This window comes from Dactylosporangium sp. NPDC051087, from assembly GCF_055586325.1.
The window spans coordinates 150,132-166,940 of record NZ_JBVJIJ010000010.1 but is presented as its reverse complement, the minus strand read 5'-3'; the positions used below and the strand labels follow the sequence as shown (position 1 = coordinate 166,940).

Sequence of the window (16,809 nt, the reverse complement as noted above, 5' to 3'; positions counted from 1 at the left end):
CGAAGGGACCGGTCAACCCAGCGGCGGCACGCGGTGGCGCAGGAGGGTGCCGGGACCGGCGGCGACGAGGCGGCCGGCGTGGGCGGCGAGCGCGCGGCCGGCGGCGGCGTCGCACACGTCGGCGAAGGCATGCGGGCGGGCGACGGGAGGGCGGCTGACGACGCGGCCGGCGGCGGTGATGCCGTACAGGCGGCCGCCGAGCGTGGCGAGGGCCACGGTGCCGCCGGCGGGGCCGATCGGGCGCCACTCCCCGGTGCCGAGCTCCAGCGCGGGCAGGTACCACAGGATGTCGTCGTCCGTGCCGGCGAACAGGCCGGCGTCGCACAGGGCCAGGCAGCGGGCGCCCGGCGGGGCCGCGGTCAGGTCGGTCCACGCGGTGGCGTCGGCGGACGGGTCGCGGTAGGCGAGACGGCCCGCCCCGGTGATCGCCCACAGGCCCTGCCGCATCGCGCCGGCGGCCTCCCGCGGCGAGGCGAGGCACAGCGCGCCCGGGGTGTCGCCGATGCGGCGCCACGGGAGGTTCTGGGCGCACGCCTCGCGGGTCAGCAGACTCCCGTCGACGGCGACGGCGTAGAGGGCGCCGTCGCACGCGGTGAGGGCGTGCAGGTCCGCCGGCGGGCCGATGACGGTCCAGCCGGTCACGGGGGCGGGTGCGCTGAAGCGGTCCAGGACGTTGCGGGTGATGCGGTCGACGACCGGGTCGTGCAGGCCCTTGCCCCAGTTGACGGTCGCCGCGGTGAAGACCGTGCCGGCGCCGAGGTCGAAGACGCCCATCGTGGCGGCGCCGCCCTGGCCGTAGCGGCGCCAGTGGCGCAGGTCCGCGGTGGCGAGCACGGCGAACGACGGCGGGGTGCCGTCGCGGCCCGTGGCCCTCGGAACGCCGTCGACCTCGACGACGTCGGCGGCGTCGGTCTCGTACCCGAGGGTGCCCTGGCCGAACTTGTCGCCGTCGCTGAGCCCGGTGCCGTCGAAGACCCAGTGGTCGGCGAAGCGGGCGGTGAACGCCTCCCGGCCGATGACGGCCATCCCGTCGCCCCAGGCGCCGGCGCCGCGGCGGAAGCTGACGCCGGTCATCGCGTTCTCCGGCCGGTGCACCGGGGCGCTGGACCATTCCACCGTGACCCGACCCGGGTCCACCGCGGACATCGGGTCGGTGGTGGCGTCGCGGTGGCAGACCATGGTGCGGCCGCCGTCCTCCAGGCGCATCTGCCACCAGGCCGTGTTGGCGCCGAAGACGGCGAGGTTGCCGCCGCGGCGGACGAAGCCCTCGACGGCGTCGCGCTGCTCCCACGTCCAGTACTCGTCGTGGGCGCACACGACGAGCACCCGGTGCCCGTCGAGGATCCCGGGGTCGAGGTGCAGGTCGAGGTTGGAGCAGAACTCGACCGGGTACCGCGCCGCCCGCAGCCAGTGCAGCAGCGGCTCCTCCCACCGCTCCGGGGGCGGCCCGCCGCCCGGCCGGTCGAAGGTGACGGCGGCCGCGCGGGTGGGCTCCTCCGCGTAGTACAGGCCTTCGCCGGGCACGCCGGCGCGGTTGTACGCCTGCCACGTCGAGAACGGCACCGACACGAGGATCGGCGCCCGGGGGACGGCCGGCCGGACCACGAACCAGGCCTCGTCGTCGCCGGCGCCGTCGATGTCCGGCCGGGCACCGGGGGCGGCGAACGTCGCGCGGTACAGCGACGACGGCCACGACCCGGGGACCGGCAGTGTCCACTCCGGACCGTCCACGTCGGACCGGCACATGACGAGCCCGGTGACCGCGTCGGTGACGACCACCGTCGCGGCGCCGGTCACCGCGAAGGACAGCGAGGTCCCCGCCACGCACGAGGTGGCGCGGGCGTACGCCTCGGCGGTCACAGCAGCCCGGTCAGCGTGGACATCGGCACGTCCTCACCGGCGGCGCGGACCAGCAGCTCCTCGATCGCCCGCAGCTGCCCCTCGATGGCGGCCGGCGGCAGGTAGGCGGTGTCGGCGGTGAGCGTCACGACGAGTCCCGGCCCGTCCTGCGTGACGTGCAGGCAGTAGCGGCACGCCACCCGTTCCTGGGTGGCGGGGAAGTCGAAGCGGGTGTCGCGCTGCAGCGCCCGCAGCTGCGTCGCGGGCCGCACCGGGCGGCCCTCGACCAGGCGCATGTCGTTGAAGCAGCAGTAGGGGTGGACCTCCTGCCCGCGGGCGGCGGCCGCGTCGGCGAGCATCGCGTCCCAGCCGGCCGGGTCGTAGGCGGCGGCCCGGTAGCCGCGCAGCGCCGCCTGCCAGCCGGGGCGCAGCAGCGCGCCGAACGTGGGCCGGTCGACGTCGAGGACGAACAGGCCGTCCTGCGACAGGGTGCTGACGAGGTCACGGTGCCCGGTGGTGAAGCGGTTGCCGACGATCGGCATGACCGCGGTCGTCGCGTGCCCGCCGGCGGTCGCGGCGAGCGCACCGGCGGCGGTGAGCAGGACGGTGGAGCCGCTGACGCCGTGCTGGGCGGCGAGCGCGTCGACGGCACCGCCGAGCGCGGTGGAGACGATCCGGCCGGTCCAGTAGCGGGGCGCCCGCGGCGGCTCGACCTCGGCGCCGAACATGGTGGCCGGGATGCGGGCGAACTGTTCGGCCCAGTACGACAGGGCGGCGGTGCCGCGGCGGTGCCCTTCCGGGGACTGCTGCTCGGCGGCGAGGTCGAGCGGGGTCGTCTCGGGCGCGCGCAGGCCGCGGTTGCCGCGCAGCGCGAGCAGCCGCAGGTCGCGGGCGAGGACCTCGGCGCCGTGCCCGTCGGTGGCGAGGTGACACAGCACGAGGACCAGGTGGCTGACGGCGCCGTCGCGGGTGACGAGCGCGGCCCGCAGCGGCCACTCGTCGTGGTAGTCGAAGGCGGTGCCGGCCAGCAGGTCCCGGACGCGGGCCGCGGCGGCGGCCGGGTCGTCCCCGCCGTCGGCGACGTGCACGTCGAGGAGCCCGTCCGCGGCGAGCACCTGGCCGCCGCCGGCACCGAGCCTGGTGCGCAGCGCCTCGTGCCGGGCGACGAGCGCGGCCAGGGCGGCGAGGGCGGCGTCGACCGGCACGGTCCGCGGGCCGAGGTCGACGATCCGGTCCAGGTTGAAGTAGTGGTCGTTGGGGACCGTACGGCCGATCGCATGCCAGATGGCCCGCTGCCCCCACGTCAGCGGGCCGGTCCCGGCGCGGTCACCGGCGAACGGCACCCGGTGCGGTGCCAGGACCTCAGTCATCGCGGACCGCCCGCTCGACGGTGCGGACCAGGTCGTCGAAGTCGTCGAAGGCGCCGGGCGCGGCCAGGTCGAGCTGGACGCCGAGCTCGTCGTCGAGGGCGTCGACGAGCCGCAGCACCGCCAGGGAGCCGACGCCGAGCGCGGCCAGGGAGCCGCCGCCGAGGATCTCCCCCGTGGTGACCTCGCCGTCGGTGGCGGAGCTGAGGATCGTCGCGACCCGGTCGCGCAGGGCGGCCCGGCTCATCGCGCGGCCAGCCGCTGGCGCAGGCTCAGCGGGCGGATGTCGGTCCACACCTCGTCGATGTGGGCGACGCACTCGTCCCTGCTGCCGGTGAAGCCGGTGCGCCGCCAGCCGGCGGGCGGCTCCTCGGCCGCGTTCCACAGCGAGTGCTGCTCCTCGTCGTTGACGACGACGGCGAACGTGTCCGGCGTGCTCATCTGGCCTCCCGCAGGTCGGCGATCGCGGCGGCCACGCCGTCGATCGTGGGGGTGTCGAAGAAGACGTCGAGCGGCACGTCGACGCCGAGGCGCTTGCGGATGCGGACCGCGATCTGGGTGATGGTGAGGGAGTGCCCGCCGAGGTCGAACAGGTCCTCGTCGGGGCCGATGTCGTCGATGCGCAGCACCTCCTGCCAGATGGCGGTCACGGTCGCGGTGGTGTCGTCGCCGGTACCGGCGGCGGCAGGGGCAGCGGTGGCGGCGGCGGCAGGGACCTCGACGGGTGCGGGCAGCGCGGCCCGGTCGAGCTTGCCGTTCGGGGTGAGCGGGAAGCCGTCGAGGGCGACGACGGTGGCCGGCACCATGTAGCCGGGCAGCGTGTGCGCCACGTGCTCGCGCAGCGCAGCGGCGTCGACCGGCTCGCCGGGGGCGGGCACGACGTAGGCGACGAGCCGGGCGCGGGGGCCGTGCGGGTCGGCGAGGATGACGGCGGCCTGCGCCACCGACGGGTGCGTGGCGAGCCGGGCCTCGATCTCGCCGGGTTCGATCCGGTGGCCGCGCAGCTTCACCTGGTTGTCGACCCGGCCGAGGAACTCCAGGCCGTGGGGCCCGCGGCGGACCCGGTCGCCGGTGCCGTAGATGCGGGTGCCGGGAGCGCCGGACGGGTCGGGGCGGAAGCGGTCGGCGGTGAGCCCGCCGCGGCCGCGGTAGCCGTGGGCGACACCGAGCCCGCCGATCCACAGCTCCCCCGCGATGCCGTCGGGGACGGGCCGCAGCGCGTCGTCCAGGACGTGCAGGGTGGTGTTGGCGACCGGCCCGCCGATGGTGACGGGGGCGCCGGGCGCGATGTCGGCGAGCGCGGACCACACGGTCGTCTCGGTCGGCCCGTAGGCGTTGACCAGGCGCCGGACGAGCGGGGCGAGCTGCCCGGCGAGGTCGGCGGGCAGCGCCTCGCCGCCGGTGACGGCGACCAGGTCGCCGCGGGTGAGGCCGGCCTCCAGGAGCAGCCGCCAGCCGGACGGGGTGGCCTGCACGTGCGTGACGGCGTGCCGGTCGATGAGCCGCAGCTGGCCGGCGGCGTCGCGGTGCCCGTCCGGCGGGACGAGCACGACGCGGGCGCCGAGGGTGAGGGGCAGCAGCAGCTCGACCGTGGAGATGTCGAACGACAGCGACGTCAGGCCGAGCCAGGTGTCGCCGGCCGTGCAGCCGAGGTGGTCGCGCATCGAGTCGACGAGGTTGCTCAGTGCCCCGTGCGGGACGGCGACGCCCTTCGGCCGGCCGGTCGATCCGGAGGTGTAGATGACGTAGGCGACGTCGTCCACCACTGGCCTCGCGAAGCTGCCGGCGGCGCCCTGGTGCTCACCGCCGAGCGGTGCGTCGTCGGCGGTGAGGACCAGGGCGGCGCCCGCGTCGGCACGGATGAAGGCGATGCGCTCCGCCGGGTAGGACGGGTCCAGCGGCAGGTACGCCGCGCCCGTCTCCAGGACGCCGAGCACCGCGACGAGCAGCTCAGCGGTCCGCGGCACGGCGATCCCGACGAGGGACCCGGGTCCGATCCCCTGCGCCCGCAGCCGGCCGGCGAGCCCACCGGCGGCGGCTCGCAGCTGCCCGTAGCTGATCCGCCGGTCCCCGCAGACGACCGCCTCGGCGCCGGGTTCGGCGGCGGTACGGGCGAGGAACCGGTCCAGCACGGTGTCCCGCGGCCCGGCGCCGATCGCGGCGGCGGCGGCCGTGGACGGCACCGGCAGGTCGCCGATGAGGGTGTCCGGGGCGGCCAGCGCGGCGGCGAGCAGCGCCTGGTACTGGGCCGCGACCTGGCCGGCGTCGAACGACCCGGCGACCAGGTGGAGGCTGCCCTCGACGGCCGACGGGCCCTCGACGAGCTGGAGGTTGGCGGTGCCGCGCACGGCGCCGGGGAACACCAGCCAGTCGACGGCGCTGTCCACCCCGGCGAACGCGGGCGGGTCGGCGCGCCGCCGGTAGCTGACGGTCAGCGGCGCGAGCGAGGCCCGGGGGGTGAGCCGGACGGCGTGGCTGAGCGGGACGGCCCGGTGCGCGTAGATCTCGCGCAGCTGGGCGCGCAGCGCGCGGGCGAACTCGGCGAACGGCTGCGCCGCCGCCGGCGCGGTGGTGACCGGCAGCTCGTTGACGTGCAACCCGATCCGGGGCGCGGCCCGGTCCGCCGTGGACAGTTCGAGGGCGGTGGTGACGGTGTCGTTGCCGTACCGGCGCAGCAGCGCGTGCCAGGCGGCGAGCAGCAGCTCGAAGCGGGTGACGCCGAGCGCGGCGGCCGTCTCGGCGAGGGCGGCGGTGCCGACGGTGAACGGCACCGCGACGGCCTCGGTGCCGGGCGGGGTGTGCCGCAGGCCGGGCAGCTGCAGCGCGGCCGGCTCCTGCCAGCGCGTCGCCCAGTAGCCGGCGGCCGCGGCGACGTCCACGGTGGACTCCCGCGCCGGTCCGCCCACCGTGGCCGGTGCGGCGCCGTTGTACGCCGCGGCGAGGTCGGCGACGAGGACCTGCTTGGACACGCCGTCGAAGACGAGGTGGTGCACGACGACGCACAGGAGGTGCTCGCCCGGTCCGGTGTGCAGCAGCGTGAACCTGGCCAGGGGGCCGCGGCGCAGGTCGAACGGCGCCGCGACGAGGGCCGCGACCTGCGTCCCGTCGCCCGGCCGGACGGCGAGCACGACTGGGTCGGCGGCGGGCACCAGCGACAGCAGTTCGTCGTCGACGGCGCCGGCCAGGACCGGGTGCCGGGCGACGACCGCGTCGACGGCGGCGCCGAGCCGCCCGACGTCGAGGGCGCCGGTGAAGCGGACGGTCACCGCGAGGTGGTAGGCGGCCCCGGCCGGCAGGGCCTGTTCGGTGATCCAGACGCCGTGCTGGGCGGGCGTCAACGGGTCTGCGGCGGTCACGGTGGTCATCGGCCCGGCCTGTCGTCGTCGAGGAGCTGGCGCAGCTCACGTTTGAGGATCTTGCCGTTGTCGTTGCGGGGCAGCCGGTCCAGGAACAGCATCCGGCCGGGGATCTCGTGCCCGGCCAGCCGTTCGAGCAGGAACGCGCGCAGCTGCGGCGCGGTGAGGGAGGTGTCGGCGACGACGGCCGCGGCGACGGCGGCGCCGAGGACGGGGTGCGGGACGCCGAACGCGGCGGCCTCCCGCACGCCGGGGTGTTCGTGCAGGGCGTGCTCGATCTGCAGCGTCGACACCTTGTGCGCGCCGGACTTGATCACGTCGGAGTCGCGGTCGACGAGGTACAGGTAGCCGTCGGCGTCGAGCCGGCCGACGTCGCCCATCCGCACCCACCGGCCGCGGAACACCTCGGCCGACGCGTCACCGTCGCGGTAGTACGAGCGGGCCGCCGTCGGCGAGCGCAGCCACACGTCGCCGGTCTCGCCGGCGGGCAGCGGCCGCCCGTCGGGCCCGGCGATCATCAGGTCCGCGGCGACGGTGGGGCGGCCGAGCGCCGCGGGTCGTTCGGGGTCGAACACCATCGACGTCTGCGCCGGGGCGGCCTCCGTCGACGTGTAGTAGTTGACCACCGTCGCCTCCGGGAACGCCTCGGTGAGCTGCACCGCGACCGACGGCGGCAGGGCGGCGGCGGTGGAGCCGATGAGCCGCACGCCGCTCAGGTCGTGGGTGGTGTGCACCTTCGCGTGCAGCAGTTCGATGGCCATCGCGGGGACGAGGAAGACGGTGCCGGCGGCGTGCCGTTCGACGAGCTTGGCGAAGCGGCCGGGGGTGAACGCGCCGAGGGTGAGCGCGGCGGCGCGGGCGTTGAACGCGTTGACGAGCATCGTCTGCCCGGCGTTGCTGCCGACCGGGAACGCGTGCACGAAGTGCGTGGAGTGCGCGAGCGGGCGGCGGCGCGGGTCGAGGGTGCAGCCGTGGGCGAGGTTGGCGTGGGTGGCGCCGACGCCCTTCGGCACGCCGGTGGTGCCGGACGTGTAGAGGATCTGCGCCAGGTCCCGCGGCCCCGGCGGCGTCGGCGGCGCACCGCCGGTGCTCTCGACCTCGGCGAGGGTCGTGGACCGGACGCCGTCGGGCGAGGGGCGGCCGGCGGGCTGCAGCACCGCCGCCGCGCCGCTGTGCCGCAGCACGTGGCGGACCTCGGCCGGGGCGAGCCGGTCGGACATCGGCACGGCGACGAGCCCGGCGCGCAGGACACCCGCGAAGGCGACGGCGTAGTCGTTCCAGCTCGCCGTGCCGTAGTGCAGCGCGACCCGGTCGCCGGGGGCGAGGCCGAGCCCGCGCAGCCCCGAGGCGACGGCCTCCGCGCGGGCGTGCCACCCGCCGAACGTGACCTCGTCGTCCCCGGCGACGAGCGCGACCCGGCCGGGTTCGCTCGCGGCCCGGTGCGCGAGGAGCTCCACCAGCGTCGCCGGCACCGCGGGCGCGCGTCCCGACCCCGCCGCGCGGGGCGCCGGGACGGCCGCGGTCGCGGTCGCGGTCGCGGTGGACGGTGCGGCGGGCGGGGTCGTGGTCATCGGACCGGCTCCAGCGGCCGCGCGTCCCCGGCCCCGGGGCGGCCGGCGGGTTCGTCGTCGGCGCGGACCCGGCGGCGCAGTTCCTGGATGCCGACGAGGTCGTCGGGCAGGGCGTCGGGCACGTCCTGGTCGAAGCGCCGCAGCACCGGGATCCGCAGGCCGAGCGCGACCATGCCGGCCATGGCGAGGCCGAACACGATGTACATGAGCGCGATGCCGCGGCCCGGCCCGGTGCCGATGACGGCGCCGACGGTCCCGGCGAGGGCGCCGCCGGGGGCCAGGAGCGGCTCGAAGAGCTTGGTGCCGAGCGGCGCGACGATGCCGTGCCCGACCGGCAGCGTCGACCAGGCGACCATGGTGTTCAGGGCGAAGACCCGGCCGTGGTACCGCTGCGGCACCTTCACCTGCACGATCGTGGTGTAAACGCCGTTGACCAGCGACAGGGCCGCGGACAGGCCGAACGCGCAGGCACCGACGATCCACACGCTGGGCCTGGTGCCGCCGAGGACGGCGGCGGCGGCGAGGAGCGCGGCGAGGCCGAGCATGCCGCGCAGCCGCTGCCGGCGGGGCCCGCCCCAGAAGCCCATCGCGATGCCGCCGACGATGACGCCGGCGCCGCCGCACATGGCGACCCGCGCGGCGGTGCCCAGCCCGGCCGGTCCGTCGCCGGCGAAGGACAGCACGAGCGGGGTCATGAGCAGGAACAGCGGGGCGAGGAAGATGTTGAGCCCGGCGAACCACAGCAGCATCGCCCGGAAGCCGCGGTGGTGCCACGAGTAGGCGAAGCCGTGTTTGATCTCGGCGAGCAGCGTCTCGCGGCGCCGCCACGGCAGGGTCCGCGGGAACTTCACGACGGCGAGGACCGCGATCGCGAAGGTGTAGCTGGCCACGTCGAGGATGAGGATGCCCTTGAGGCCGATGCCGGCCATGAGCCCGACGGCGATGAGCGGCACCACGAACGCGCTGACGCCGCCGGCGAGCTGGACGATGCCGTTGGCGTGGCCGAGGTACTGCTTCGGCACCAGCTGCGGCACGGCCGAGGCGTACGCGAGCCGCTGGAACGTCAGCGCGATCGACAGGGCGGCGAGCAGCGGGTAGATGTGCCACGGCACGAGGGCGCCGCCGAGCAGCAGGGCGAGCAGCGCCGCCTGGGTGCCGCCGGCGGCGATGTCACCGGCGAGCATCACCTTGCGCCGGTCGAAGCGGTCGACGATCGCGCCGGCGAGGGGCCCGGCGAGGATGCCGGGGAGCATGCCGATGACGGCGTAGAGCGCGTACCGGGCGACGGACCCGGTCTCGAGGTAGATCCAGATCGGCAGGGCGAACTCGGTGAGCGCGGAGCCGGTGATGGACACGAGCTGGCTGAGCGCGACGATGAGGAACCGCGCCATGCCGGGCTGGGCGATCGGCTTCGCCTCGGCGGGGTCGGCGGGGGCGGGCGCGGCGGCGCCGGTCCCGTGCAGCCACCACGACGTCTCCCCGGCGGTGGCCGGCAGGGCGTCGTACGAGCCGTCGTGGGTGCGCCCGACGATGTCGGCGAGCTCCTTGGCGCGGTATTTGAGGAAGAAGTGCCCGGCTTCGTCCAGCAGCACGAGGGCGACCCGGTCGGAGACGAGCAGCCACTCCTTGAACCGCTCCTGATAGAAGTCCGCGGCGGGGTCGCGGGTGCCCATGACCGACACGATCGGCGCGCGCAGCCGGTCGACCCCGGTGTCGAGCGTGCCGGTGAAGTACTCCTCGGCGGCGACGGAGTCGCGGCGCATGTTGCCGATGATGAACTGCTTCTGGGTCTCGTCGAGGTCGGCGACGTCGGCGCCCATCGACGTGAGCCAGTTCTCGTAGACGCGGTTGCCGAGCAGCGGTTCGAGGGCAGCGAAGCGGCTCAGGGCGCTCAGCACCCTGCTGCGCGGGCGGGCGAACGGGAACTGGGCGCCGATGTAGACGGCTTCGAGGTCCCGGCCGGCGGTCTCGAGGCGGCGGGCGACGGCGACGATGAGGGCGCTGCCGACGCCGCAGTGCCCGTAGAGGGCGACGGGACCGCTGACCAGTTCCTGGATCTCGGCGGCGACCCGGTCGGCGAGCTCCTCGAACGGCAGCCGCTCCTCGGTGAGGCCGACGTCGTGGCCGGGGATCGCCACCGACCACAGCGCGTGGCCGGCCGGGAGCGCGTCGGCGAGGGGTTGGTAGACGACCGCGCTGCCACCGCCGTACGGGACGCAGACCAGCGACAGGTCGGGCGCCTTCGTCGCGGGTGCCTTGGTGAGGCGGTGCAGCAGCCGGCGCGGCCCGCGGTCCTCCTCCGACATGGCCGCGAACGCGGCGAGCTCGCGGATCGTCTTGAGGGTGAACACGTCCATGACGCTGACCGGCTGGCCGATCCCGTCCAGCTGCTTGCGGGCGCGGGCGACGACCTGGGTGGCGAGCAGCGAGTGCCCGCCGAGGTCGAAGAAGTCGTCGTCGATGCCGACGGATGGCAGCCCGAGGACGTCGGCCCAGATCCCGGCGAAGACCAGCTCCACCGGGGTGGTCGGCGGGGCGGACTCGAAGCCGCTGGCCGCGGCGGCGGGCGCGGGCAGGGCCCGGCGGTCGAGCTTGCCGCTGGGGCCGAGCGGCAGCCGGTCGAGGCCGACGAACGCGCTGGGCACCATGTAGTCGGGCAGCGCCTTCTTCAGCGCCGGCTTGAGCGCCGTCGCGTCCACTTCGGACGGTCCGACGAGGTAGCCGACGAGCCGCTTGTCGCCGGGGCGGTCCTCGCGGACGGTGACGGCGGCCTCGGTGACGCCGGGCTGGGCGCGCAGCGCGGCCTCGATCTCGCCGAGCTCGATCCGCAGCCCGCGCAGCTTCACCTGGTGGTCGATGCGGCCGAGGAACTCGATCGTGCCGTCGGTGCGCCAGCGGGTGAGGTCGCCGGTGCGGTACAGCCGGGATCCGGGCGGCCCGAACGGGTCCGGGACGAAGCGGGTGGCGGTGAGCCCGGGCCGGTCGTGGTATCCGAGGGCCAGGCCGACACCGCCGATGTGCAGCTCGCCGGGGACGCCGGGCGGCACCGGCTGGCCGGCGGGGTCCAGGACGTACAGGCGGATGTTCTGGATGGGCGCGCCGATCGGCACGGTGTCCAGGTCGCCCGCGCACTCGAAGGCGGACACGTCGACGGCGGCCTCGGTCGGCCCGTAGAGGTTCCACAGCGGCGTTGCGGGCAGCGCGGCGGCGAACGCGCGGACGGCGTCGACGGGCAGCTCCTCGCCGCTGCACACGACCCGGCGCAGGCTCGTGCAGGCGGCGACGCCGTCCTCGGCGAGGAACATGGCGAGCATCGACGGCACGAAGTGCGTGGTGGTGACGCCCTCACGGACGATCAGGTCGCGCAGGTAGGCGGCGTCCTTGTGCCCGCCCGGCTTGGCGAGGACGAGCCGGGCGCCGGTGATGAGCGGCCAGAAGAACTCCCACACCGACACGTCGAAGCTCGCCGGGGTCTTCTGGAGCACGACGTCGGTGCCGTCGAGGCGGTAGGTGCGCTGCATCCAGTCGAGGCGGTTGACGATGCCGCGGTGCGTGTTCGGCACGCCCTTCGGCTTCCCGGTCGAGCCGGACGTGTAGATCATGTAGGCGACGTCGCCGGCCTCCGGCGCGTCGGGCACCGGCGGCAGCTTCCGGGCGAACGCCGACGGGTCGTCGAGGAAGACGACCGTCGCGGTCGTGTCGGGCACGGGCAGCCGCGACTGGGTCAGCAGGACCGGCGCGTCGGCGTCGGCGAGCATGAACGCGAGCCGGTCCGCGGGGTAGTCGGGGTCGAGCGGCACGTAGGCCGCGCCGGACTTGAGCACCCCGAGGAGCCCGACGACGAGGTCGGTGGAGCGTTCCGCGCTGACCGCGACGAGCCCGCCGGGGCCGGCGCCCTCGACGCGCAGCCGCCGGGCGACGCGGTCGGCGGCGGCCTCCAGCTCGCGGTAGGTGAGCCGCTTGTCCTGGAACTGCACGGCGACGGCGTCGGGGGTCCGGGCGGCCTGCGCGGCGATCAGCCCGGGCAGGGTGGCGTCGGCGGGGAAGTCGGCGGCGGTGTCGTTCCAGCCGCGCAGCACCTGGTCGCGTTCGGCCGGCTCGAGGAGGTCCACCGTGGACACCGGTACGTCCGGGCGGGCGACGACCGCGCGCAGGAGCTTGTCGAGGTGCCGGCCGAGGCGGGCGATCGTCGCCTCGTCGAACAGGTCGACGTTGTAGTTGAAGGCGCCGCGCAGCCCGGCCGGGTCCTCCATGACGAACAGTTCGAGGTCGAAGCGGGTCCCGGTGGCCCGCAGGCCGAACGGCGTCACCGTCAGCGGGCCGGTGGGCTCCCCGGCGGCCGCGTAGTTCTGCACGGCGAGGACGGCCTGGAACACCGGCGAGCGGCTGACGTCGCGGGGCACGTTGAGCTCGGAGACCAGCTGCGCGAACGGCAGCTCCTGGTGCGCGTAGGCGGACAGGCACGTCTCACGGGTCCGCTCGACGAGCTCCGCGAACGTCGGGTCGCCGTCGAGCCGGGCCCGCATCGCCAGGACGTTGACGAACATGCCGATGAGCCGTTCGAGCTCCGGCTCGGGGCGCCCGGCGATCGGTGAGCCGACGGCGAAGTCCCGCTGCCCGCTGTGCCGGGACAGCACGACCTGGAACGCGGCCATGAGCACCATGTACACGGTGGCGCCGTGCGCCTTGCCCAGGGCGGTGAGCCCGTCGAGGAGGTCGCGGTCGATGTCGAAGCCGTAGCCGGCGCCGTCGAACGTCTGCTGCTTCGGGCGGGGCCGGTCGGTGGGCAGGGCGAGGGGTTCGACGCCGGCGAGCTCTGCGCGCCAGTAGTCCACCTCGCGGGCGAGCGCGTCGCCGGTGAGCCGTTGCCGCTGCCACGCCGCGAAGTCGCCGTACTGCACGGGCAGCGGCTGGACCGGGGACGGGACCCCGGCGGCGTGCGCGTCGTAGCCGGCGAGGACCTCGCCGACGAGCACCTCGCTGGACCAGCCGTCGCTGATGCTGTGGTGGGTGACCAGCAGCAGCACGTGGTCGTCGGGCGATTCGGCGATCCGCACCAGCAGGGCGTGCAGCAGCGGGCCGTGCACGAGGTCGAAGAGCCGGCCGACGGCCTCGTCGACGATCCGCTCCGCGGCGGCCTCGTCGGCGGCGTCGACGACGGTCAGCGACACCGGGCCGGGCGGGGCGAGGTCGAGGACGGGCTTGCCGTCGTCGGTGACCGGGTAGCGGGTGCGCAGCGACTCGTGCCGGGCGACGACGTCGTCGAGCGAGCGGGCGAGGGCGGCCTCGTCGAGCGCGCCGCGCAGCCGGCGGGCGACCGGGATGTGGTAGGCGGCGGTCCCGGGCGCGAACTGCTCCATGAACCAGAGTCGTTCCTGAGCGAACGACAGCGGCGGGACGGTGCCTTCGGGGCGGACCGGGACGGTCGTGGCGGCGGTCTTGGGTCTGTTGCGCAGGCGTGCGGTGAGCAGCGCCCGCTTGGTGGCGGACAGGTCGTCGACGGTCACTGGTCCCCCGTGAGCATGTGATGTGCCGTTTCCTCGTCCATCGCCTCGATCTCGGCGATGAGCAGTGCCTCCACGGCCGCGGCGAAGCCGGCGACCGTGCGGTGGGTGAACAGGGTGCGGATCGGCACCGTCAGGTCGACGGCGGCCCTGACCCGGGCCACCATGCGGGTGGCGAGCAGCGAGTGGCCGCCGAGGTCGAAGAAGTCGTCGAGCGCGCCGACCTTCTCCACGCCGAGGACCTCGGCCCAGACGCCGGCGACGAGGTCCTCGGCGTCGGTGCGGGGCGCGACGTAGCCGGCCGCCGAGCGGACCTCGGGGTCGGGCAGGGCGGCCCTGTCGAGTTTGCCGTTGACGGTGAGCGGCAGCGCCTCGATCGCCACGACCGCCGTCGGCACGAGGTGCGCCGGCAGCGACTCGGCGAGGGCCTGCCTGAGCACCGCCGGGTCGAGGGTCTGCGGCACCACGTAGCCGATGAGCGCGTCGGCGCGGGCGACGACGGCGGCCTGGCCCACCCCGGGCAGCGCGAGCAGGGCGGCGGTGACCTCGCCGGGCTCGATCCGGTAGCCGCGGACCTTCACCTGCTCGTCGAGGCGGCCGAGGAACTCCAGCTGCCCGTCGGGGCGCCATCGGACGAGGTCGCCGCTGCGGTACCGCCGCGCGCCGGCCGGACCGTCCGGGTCGGGTTCGAACGCCTCCGCCGTGCGGCCGGGACGGCCCAGGTAGCCGTGGGCGACGCCGGCGCCGCCGATGCGCAGCTCCCCCGCGACGCCGGGCGGCACCGGCCGGCCGTGCCGGTCGGTGACGGCGACCGTGGTGTTCCACAGTGGACGCCCGATCGGCGGCCGCTCGCCGGAGCCGTCGCCGGTGAGGTCGGCGACGGTGGCGATGATGGTGGTCTCGGTCGGGCCGTAGGAGTTGACCAGGCGGACCCGGTCGCCGAAGACCGCCGTCCACTGCCCGACCGCGGCCGCCTCGACCTGGTCGGCGCCGAGGATCACCAGGCGCAGCCCGGCGGGCCAGCGGACCCCGCCGAGATCGTCGACGAGGCGGTGCCAGTAGGGCGTCGGCAGGTCCAGGACGGTGACGGCGGCGCCGGCCGGGGTGGCGAGGAACTCCGGCAGGTCGGCGTCGGCGAAGACGACCGTGCCGCCCGCGCTCAGCGCCGGCCACAGCTCCTCGGCGTGCGTGTCGAAGCTCAGCGCCGCGAACTGGGCGACGGTGTCGGCGGCGGTGATCCCGTAGCCGTCGCGCATCCACGCCGCGCGGGCGGCCAGGGCGCGGTGCGGTACCAGTACACCCTTCGGCGTGCCGGTGGAGCCGGACGTGTAGATGACGTAGGCGGTGTCCTCGGCGGCCGGGGTCACCGGGGTCGCGTCGCCGGCCGCGGTCACCGGCACGGTCCGGACCTCGCCGAACGTGTGCCCGCCGCCGGTGACGACGACGCCGGCGCCGCTGTCGGCGACCATGAACGCGAGCCGGGCCGCCGGGTACGCCGGGTCGAGCGGCAGGTAGGCGGCGCCGGCCCGCCACGCGGCGAGCATGGCGACGACCGCCTCCGGGCCGCGGGGCAGGCACACGCCGACGATCCGCGGGGCGTCCGCCAGCAGGGCACCGGCGAGCCGGCCGGACCGCTCCCAGAGCTCGCCGTAGGTCAGGTCGTCGAGGGCGGGCCGGTCGGGGTGCGCCGCCACCCGCGCCGCGAGCTCGTCGAAGACGCTCCCGGCAGGCCCACCGTCGAGGCCGGGGGCGGTGGCCGTGTTCCACGCGGCGAGCCGGGCGAGGTCCGCGCCGGTGAGGACCGGCAGGTCGCGCAGCGGTGTGTCGGGTGCGGCGAGCGCGGCCCGCAGCAGCACCTCGAAGCGCTCGGCGAGGGCCTCGATCGTCTCGGGGCGGAACAGGTCACGGCGGAAGCCGAAGACGCAGACGAGGTCGTCGCCGGAGCGCCAGACGTCGAGCATGACGTCGACCTTGGTCTGGCTGTGACCGCCGTCGACCTCGACCGCGGTCAGCGGGCCGAACGCGTGCGGCACGCCGTGCCGGTCGCCGTCCTGGCTGTGCACGGTGAGCAGGGTCTGGAAGAGCGGGTTGCGCGACAGGTCCCGCTCGACGTGCAGCTCGTCGAGGAGCCGCTCGAACGGCAGGTCCTGGTGGGAGAAGGCGCCGAGCGCGGTGCGGCGGGTGGCCTTCAGCAGCTCCCGGAACGTGCCGCCGCTCAGGTCGGCGCGCAGCACGAGGGTGTTGGAGAAGTAGCCGACGAGCGGCTCCAGGTCTGGGTCGTTGCGGCCGGCGACGGGCACGCCGACGCTGATGTCGTCCTGGCCCGTGTGCCGTTGCAGCAGCAGCTGGTACGCGGCGAGCAGGACCATGAACTGGCTGACCCGCTGCCCGCGGGCGAACCCGTCGACGGCCGCGGCGAGGGCGATCCGGCGGGTGTGGAAGGCGCCGTCGGAGGTCTTCGAGGCGGGACGGCGCAGGTCCGGCTGCAGCTCCAGGGGGGCGGCACCGGTGAGCTGCTCCCGCCAGAACGTGGTGTCCTGCTCGGCGCCGGCGTCGCGCTGGGCCTGCGCGTAGGCGGCGTAGGTGGTCGGCAGCGGCGGCTCGTCGAAGGTGCCGGCGTAGCGGCGGGCCAGCTCGTCGCGCAGCACGTTGAGCGACCAGCCGTCGGCGACGATGTGGTGCACGACGAGGCTCAGGACGTGTTCGTCACCGACCGTGACCAGGGTGGCGCGCAGCAGCGGGCCCTCGGCGAGGTCGAACGGGGCGTTGCTGCGCTCGGCGAGCAGCGCGCCGAGGCCCTCCTCGGTGCTGGTCACCTCGTCCAGGACCGGGGCCGGCCCGGCGGTCGCGTGCGGGCGGCCGTCGACGGCCGGGAACCTGGTGCGCAGCGTCTCGTGCCGCTCCGCCAGGCCGGCGAGGGCGGCGCGCAACCTGCCCGCGTCGAGGTCGCCGGTGAGCCGCAGGACCAGTGGGATGTTCCAGGAGGCGTCACCGGGGTCGAGCTGGTCCAGGAACCAGAGCCGTTCCTGCCCAAAAGACAAAGCTCCCGACACGAGTCCCCCTCTCGTCGGCGTGACCATCGGTAAGGTACGAGTCGATACGTAAACTGTCAACAATCCTTACGATTAACGCGGTGATCGACGGGGATGACGTCGCGATCCCTGGCGACCTC

The 16,809-nt window shown here is 75.4% G+C and carries 8 protein-coding genes; all 8 read right to left on the bottom strand.

What is annotated here, in order from left to right:
* Positions 1-12: 12 nt before the first annotated feature.
* The 8 genes from ACZ6TV_RS20620 to ACZ6TV_RS20585 are packed head-to-tail and all read right to left on the bottom strand — an operon-like array spanning position 13 to position 16,690.
* A complete protein-coding gene (locus ACZ6TV_RS20620; RefSeq protein ID WP_465298806.1) occupies positions 13-1,860 on the bottom strand; it encodes a N,N-dimethylformamidase beta subunit family domain-containing protein in 1,848 nt (615 codons plus the stop codon).
* On the bottom strand, positions 1,857-3,209 hold the full coding sequence (locus ACZ6TV_RS20615; RefSeq protein ID WP_465298805.1) for a condensation domain-containing protein: 1,353 nt from the start codon (positions 3,207-3,209) through the stop codon (positions 1,857-1,859). The genes ACZ6TV_RS20620 and ACZ6TV_RS20615 overlap by 4 nt, the downstream gene beginning before the upstream one ends.
* Entirely contained in the window at positions 3,202-3,453 is a 252-nt protein-coding gene (locus tag ACZ6TV_RS20610; RefSeq protein WP_465298804.1) for a hypothetical protein, read from the bottom strand. The genes ACZ6TV_RS20615 and ACZ6TV_RS20610 overlap by 8 nt, the downstream gene beginning before the upstream one ends.
* On the bottom strand, positions 3,450-3,647 hold the full coding sequence (locus ACZ6TV_RS20605; RefSeq protein ID WP_363522186.1) for an MbtH family protein: 198 nt from the start codon (positions 3,645-3,647) through the stop codon (positions 3,450-3,452). The genes ACZ6TV_RS20610 and ACZ6TV_RS20605 overlap by 4 nt, the downstream gene beginning before the upstream one ends.
* Positions 3,644-6,571 carry a non-ribosomal peptide synthetase gene (locus ACZ6TV_RS20600; RefSeq protein ID WP_465298803.1) on the bottom strand — a complete coding sequence of 976 codons (2,928 nt, stop codon included), beginning with the start codon at positions 6,569-6,571 and terminating at the stop codon, positions 3,644-3,646. Before ACZ6TV_RS20600 ends, ACZ6TV_RS20605 begins: the two co-directional genes overlap by 4 nt.
* The gene (locus ACZ6TV_RS20595) at positions 6,568-8,133 is read right to left on the bottom strand and encodes a class I adenylate-forming enzyme family protein (RefSeq protein ID WP_465298802.1); all 1,566 of its coding nucleotides are present in this window, start codon (positions 8,131-8,133) and stop codon (positions 6,568-6,570) included. The genes ACZ6TV_RS20600 and ACZ6TV_RS20595 overlap by 4 nt, the downstream gene beginning before the upstream one ends.
* Entirely contained in the window at positions 8,130-13,640 is a 5,511-nt protein-coding gene (locus ACZ6TV_RS20590) for an amino acid adenylation domain-containing protein (protein ID WP_465298801.1), read from the bottom strand. Before ACZ6TV_RS20590 ends, ACZ6TV_RS20595 begins: the two co-directional genes overlap by 4 nt.
* Positions 13,637-16,690 carry an amino acid adenylation domain-containing protein gene (locus tag ACZ6TV_RS20585; RefSeq protein WP_465298800.1) on the bottom strand — a complete coding sequence of 1,018 codons (3,054 nt, stop codon included), beginning with the start codon at positions 16,688-16,690 and terminating at the stop codon, positions 13,637-13,639. Before ACZ6TV_RS20585 ends, ACZ6TV_RS20590 begins: the two co-directional genes overlap by 4 nt.
* Positions 16,691-16,809: the final 119 nt, after the last annotated feature.

Coding starts and splice junctions, on each gene's coding strand:
- ACZ6TV_RS20605 (WP_363522186.1), bottom strand. CDS start 3,647: ATGAGCACGCCGGACACGTTCGCCGTCGTCGTCAACGACGAGGAGCAG.
- ACZ6TV_RS20600 (WP_465298803.1), bottom strand. CDS start 6,571: ATGACCACCGTGACCGCCGCAGACCCGTTGACGCCCGCCCAGCACGGC.
- ACZ6TV_RS20610 (WP_465298804.1), bottom strand. CDS start 3,453: ATGAGCCGGGCCGCCCTGCGCGACCGGGTCGCGACGATCCTCAGCTCC.
- ACZ6TV_RS20615 (WP_465298805.1), bottom strand. CDS start 3,209: ATGACTGAGGTCCTGGCACCGCACCGGGTGCCGTTCGCCGGTGACCGC.
- ACZ6TV_RS20595 (WP_465298802.1), bottom strand. CDS start 8,133: ATGACCACGACCCCGCCCGCCGCACCGTCCACCGCGACCGCGACCGCG.